We start from the raw sequence: 5,814 nt of genomic DNA, 5'->3' as shown, positions 1-5,814 counted from the left end.
GAGTACATCAAGTACTACAACCAAGAGCGCATCAGATTGAAATTGAAGGGCCTGAGCCCGGTACAGTACCGGGAACAGGCTCAAGCGGCCGCTTGACCCCACCGTCCAACTCTCGGGGGTCACTTCACCATGGGGGCTTGGCCGCGGCATCCATGCCGCGGACACCCCCGCAACCGGACCCACCCCGCCTTCGACAGTTTCCCGCGCGCTTTGGATGTAGCGCCGGGCCATGCCCGGCCGAGGGAAAGTCGGATCATCAATTTCGATTTAGATCGAAATAATCACTGAAAATCAAAGATCGATCATGTCGACAGTGAATGCACGACGGCAGATTCCACCGCCCTCGGGAAACTGTCAGGGGTGGGGCGGTGTGGGCTTGCAGGACCGTTGGCGCCATGGATGGCGCCATCGAGCCCCCAGGGATGGGTTTACGGCGTGTCCTGCAAGCCCACACTGCCCCGCCAACCGACAGAAAACCCAGAGCCGGCTATTGCTTTTGCTTTAGCTTTGGTTTGCGCCTCTGCGGGTGCCGGGCGCAGCCCGGCCAGCCCTCCCTGCCGGATTTGCATATCTGGCTGCCGAATCCGGCCGTGGATTTGCCGGAATGCGCGATTGCCCTGCCGGAATGAAGTGTTCAGCCCTCGCTGAAAGGCGCGAAATGTCAGTCACCTGCCTAACGGCAAGTCCACTGACATTCAAGTTGTCCGCCTACGGGGGAAATGATCATGAACCGCATCTACCGGCGTGTATGGAACCGCCAGCTCAATGCTCTGGTTGTGGCCTCGGAACTGGCCACTGGCGATAGTGGTGGTACCGCACCACGCGACCGTCGCGCCAGCCTTCTGGTGCCCAGTACCCTCGCCCTGGCGCTGCTGTGCGTGCTGGCCAGCGGACCCGCGGCGGCAACGGAGTCCAGCCAATCGCTGCGCGACCTGCAGGCGCTGGCGGCCAAGTACACCCAGCCGATGCCGGTGAAGGTCGATGCCGAAGTGGCGCTGGCGGCGGCCGCACGGCAGGCCCAGGCCAACCCGGCGATCAGTGCGAACGCACGTGTCGGCCTGCAGCTGAGCACGACCTCGCTGCCGGTCGTGCGCGACGTCCTGCCGGCCACCGTGCAGGTCAAGCTCGCGGCCGGTGCCACGCCGCACCAGGTGCCCGCACCGGCGCTTGGCGCCGACGTACGCGCCAACATCGGCGTCGGCAACGCAGCCGCCACCCGCGTCGATGCCGCGCTTGCCGCGAACGTCGCACCGGCCGCGCAGGCACCATTGGGTCTGTCTGCCAATGCGGCAGCAAAGGCCAACGTCGGCATCGCCGGTACGCCGGTTGCCAGCGTCGATGCCGGCAGCCACGTTGCTACCGCAGTAAGTGCAACGCCGAGCGGATTGAAAGCAGCCGTCGACGGCAAGGTCGATTCGCAGCTGGTCGTGGCCGGCAACCACATCGAAGGACAAGGCCAGGCCGGTGCCACCGCCGCGGTCACACTGCCGGCCAAGGAAGAGCTGCCGGGCGACACCGATGACCGCGCGATCACCGCCGCCTTCGATGCCGGTGTGGCAGGCAAGGTGCGCGTGCAGGGCAAGGATGGCGAAGAACTCGTCGCCGATCGCAATCTGAAACTGGCCGGCACCGCAACCGTCGCCGCACAGAACAGCGCGCTCGGCCTGGGCGGCCTGCTCAACGGCGTCGGTACTGCGCTGAATGGTGTTGGCAGTGCAGTGGGCAGCCTGCTCAACGGCGATCTGTCCGGCACCGTCAACAACCTCGGCGGGGCCGTCGGCGGCCTGGTCGGCAACACCCTGGGCAGCCTTGGCCTGACCTCACCGTCGGCCATTCCGCCGACCAGCCCGAAGGCGCCCGCCGCCGCCGACCCGAATGCGGGCCTGGTGATCGGCACTGGTGGCCTGGTGGGTGGTGTCACCGAACTGCTCGGCCCGACCACTGCCAGCCTGTTCGGCGGCACCGGCTACCTGTCCAACGGCAACCTCAAGCTCAGCACCGCCAACGTCATGCAGACCTATTCCACGGTCAGCGTGCTGGGCCTGCCGGTGGTCAATGCGACGCCGGTCGGCACCACGCTCAATGGGCTGGGTGGCGCGGTCACCGGCGGCAGCTCGCACCTGACCCTGATCGGCGGCGTCACCTCCGACAGCTATATCTACAACATCAACAACGGCAATCCCGGTGGCCTGCTGGGCCTGCTGCTGCCCAAGGATTCGCCGGCCTGGGCGGCCAAGTGCCTGGACATCGGCCTGGCCGACATCTCCTGCTGGGCGGTCAACGCCGCGCAGGACTACCAGGTGCTGATGGGCGATGGCGCTTATGCCAACGGTTCGAAGGAAGTGGTGATCGGCGCCAATGCCCGCCATGAGCTGCCGAAGGTCGATGCCAGCGTGGCCTTCCCCGGCGCGGGTGCCAATGATCCGACCGATCCGACCGGCGTTCCCACTGCCGACTACGCAGCACGCATGGGGCACTCGGTGGTGGTCGGCGACAGTGCCAGCGGCACCGCCAACGGGCAGACCCTGCTCGGCGCAGAGAGCACGTCCAACCAAGCCAATTCGGTGGCTTTGGGTTACCGCTCGGCTGCACTGCGCGGCGCCCAGGCCAGCTACAGCGCCTACGGCCTGACCACCGCACAGGTGTCCGCTGGCGAGGTGTCAGTAGGCACCGCCGGTGGCGGTGAGCGGCAGATCACCAACCTGGCGGCCGGCAGCGCCAACACCGATGCGGTCAACGTGGCCCAGCTGAAGGGCGCGATCAGCCAGATCGATGCGGTTGGCGCAGCGGCGGTCACCTATGACCTGGATGGTGCCGGCAACCCCAACTACCGCCGTGTCACCCTCGGCAATGGCACCGGCACGACCACCATCGGCAACCTGGCGGCCGGCGCGGTCAACGCCACCAGCAGCGAGGCGGTCAACGGTGCGCAGCTGTTCGCCAGCAACGACACCATGGCAAAGTTCTTTGGCGGACGCGCAGCATTCGATCCGCTCACCAGCACCTTCACCGCACCGCTGTTCGAGATCAGCACCATCTCCACCGGCGGCGCCGTGGCCTCGGGGCTGTATGACAACGTCACCGACGCCTTCGATGCCGTGGACGGCTCGCTGGTCAACCTCAACACGCAGATCAACGACATCCGCAACACCGGCACCAAGTACCTGCGGGTGAATTCGACCGGTGCCGAAGCCGTGGCCAGCGGCGCCGAATCGATCGCCGTCGGTGCCGGCGCCAGCGCAACTGCAGCCAACGCCATCGCCGTCGGCGCCGGCAGCCTGGCCGATCGTGCCAACAGCGTGTCGGTCGGTGCCGCAGGCGCCGAACGCCAGGTCACCAACGTCGCCGCCGGTACCGCCAGCACCGATGCGGTCAACCTGGGCCAGTTGCAGGCCTCGGAAGAGGGCGCGCTGCGCTACGATCTCAACGGCGACGGCAGTGTCAACTATGGCAGCGCCACGCTCGGCCAGTCCGGTACGGCCACCACGCTGCGCAACCTCGGCCCGGGCCAGATCAGCGCGGCCAGCAGCGAAGCGATCAACGGTGCGCAGTTGTTCGCGGCCAACCAGACCGTGGCCACCCACCTCGGCGGCGGCGCTGCGGTGGACGCCAATGGCGTGGTCACCGCGCCGACCTACACGCTCAACAATGTCGCCGCCAACGGCACCGTCAGCCAGGGCAGTTACAACGACGTCGGCACGGCCTTCGATGCGGTCAGCAATTCGCTGGCCAACGTTGCCGACCAGACCGATGACCTGGACAAGCGCGCCGTGAAGTACGACGTGGACGGGAGTGGCAACGTGGTCGATACCGTGACCCTCAGCGGTACCGGCGGTGCACCGGTGAAAGTCACCAACGTGGCTGCCGGCAGCATCCTGGCTGGCAGCAGCGATGCCATCACCGGCGACCAGCTGTTCAGCACGCACCAGACCGTGGCCAGCTACTTCGGTGGCAGCACCATGTACAACGGCAGCACCGGGCTGTGGACGGCGCCGACCTTCAACATCTCCACCATCGCCACCGATGGCACCATTACCGGCAACGACTACAGCAACGTCACCGCGGCGTTCTCCGCAGTGGATGGCTCGCTGCGGGTGCTCAACCAGCGCATCAGCAACGGCGGCGGCAGCCCGTACCTGGCGGTCAACTCCACTGCCGCAGCGGCTACGGCCACCGGTGCTGAAGCACTGGCGGTCGGCCCGCAGGCCAGTGCAGCGGGCGCAGGCAGCGTAGCGGTCGGCAACGGCGCTAATGCCAGTGCAGGCAACAGTGTTGCGCTGGGTGCGGGTTCGGTGGCCAGCGTCGGCGCGCAGACCGGCTATACCGGTGCCTACGGCCAGACCGGGGCCAGCAACTCGTCCGGTGAAGTCGCGGTGGGCAGCAGCGGCAGCGAGCGCAAGATCACCCACGTGGCCGATGGCTCCGACGACCACGATGCGACCAACGTCGGCCAGCTGAAGAATGGCGTGAACTACGCCATCGATCAGTCCAAGTCCTACACCGACCAGAAGATCCAGAACATCACCAACGTCGCCGGCAGCTTCCGTGCCAACAACAGCAACAACCTGGCCGATCCGTCCGCCAGCGGTGCCAACTCCGCCGCAGGCGGTGCCGGCTCCACCGCCGCCGGGGCGAACTCGACCGCACTGGGCAATGGTTCGCAGGCGCAGGCCGACAACTCGGTGGCGCTGGGTGCAGGCTCGGTCGCCAACCGCGCCAATACGGTGTCGGTGGGGGCAGCCGGTGCAGAACGCCAGGTGGTCAACGTGGCCGATGGTTCGCAGGCAACCGACGCGGTCAACGTGCGTCAGCTGCAGGCTTCGCAGCAGGGCACGATCCGCTATGACACCACCACCAACGGCACCACCAACTACAACAGCGTGACCCTGGGCAGCACCAGCAGTGGCCCGACCACGGTGCGCAACGTCGCCGCCGGCACCGCCGGTACCGATGCGGTCAATGTCGACCAGCTGAAGTCGGGCATGGCGCAGACGCTGGACTGGTCCAAGGCCTACACCGATGAGCGCATGGGCGGCTTCGAACGCGATCTGCGCAAGACCGACAACCGTGCCTCGGCCGGTATCGCCTCGGCGATGGCAACCGCGTCGCTGCCGCAGCCCAGCGAAGCCGGCCGCAACATGGCTTCGATCGCCGCCGGCAGCTACAACGGCGAATCCGGCGTGGCCCTGGGCATCTCCGGTGTTTCCGAGGGCGGTCGCTGGATCTACAAGTTCAGTGGTTCCACCAACAGCCGTGGCGAGGCCGGTGTGGCCGTCGGTGCCGGCATCCAGTGGTGATCGCCCGCGCCGGGTCGCATTCGCGGCCCGGCGCAGAGCGCAACGTCTACAGGGGAATGACATGAAACCGCATCGCATCGCTCGCAGTGGTCGCGTCGCCGCCACGCTGGGCCTGATCCTGGCCGCAGGGCTGCTGGTTGCCTGCCGCAGCCACGCACCGGCCGCCGACGGTCCCGCCGGCAGCACTGCCGTCACCTTCCCGGAGGCCAGCAAGGCTTCGCTGAAGGAAGGCATCTATCCGGATATCGCCGACCTGCGCCGGTTCGCGCCGGGCATGAGCAAGCGCCAGCTGTACACGCTGCTCGGCACCCCGCATTTCAATGAAGGCATGTGGGGCGTGCGCGAATGGAACTACCTGTTCAACTTCCGCACCGCACAGGGCGCCGAATACTTCACCTGCCAGTTCCAGGTGCGCTTTGACAACAAGGGCATCGCCCAGGGTGGCTACTGGAAGCCTGAATCGTGCGCTGCCGTACTGGATCCGCCGCGTCCGCCGGCACCGCCACCGCCGGCGCCG

At 67.0% G+C, this 5,814-nt stretch carries 3 protein-coding genes; all 3 read left to right on the top strand.

Going from position 1 to position 5,814, the window contains the following annotated elements; all coding sequences use genetic code 11:
* A partial coding sequence (locus GIW57_RS23520; protein ID WP_236513122.1) for an IS3 family transposase occupies positions 1-96 on the top strand: 96 nt, incomplete at its 5' end.
* A 629-nt stretch (positions 97-725) separates the two neighbouring features.
* Positions 726-5,297, top strand: a complete 4,572-nt coding sequence (locus tag GIW57_RS23515) for a YadA-like family protein (RefSeq protein WP_100465778.1) — start codon at positions 726-728, stop codon at positions 5,295-5,297.
* A 61-nt stretch (positions 5,298-5,358) separates the two neighbouring features.
* Positions 5,359-5,814 (top strand): outer membrane protein assembly factor BamE (locus GIW57_RS23510; protein WP_236513120.1); only part of this gene is annotated, 456 nt, incomplete at its 3' end.

Source organism: Stenotrophomonas sp. PA-6-5C, assembly GCF_021605635.1.
In the GTDB taxonomy this organism is placed as follows: domain Bacteria; phylum Pseudomonadota; class Gammaproteobacteria; order Xanthomonadales; family Xanthomonadaceae; genus Stenotrophomonas; species Stenotrophomonas lactitubi.
The sequence above is the reverse complement of the archived record's forward strand: the minus strand, read 5'-3'. Positions and strand labels throughout refer to the sequence as shown.

Coding starts and splice junctions, on each gene's coding strand:
- GIW57_RS23515 (WP_100465778.1), top strand. CDS start 726: ATGAACCGCATCTACCGGCGTGTATGGAACCGCCAGCTCAATGCTCTG.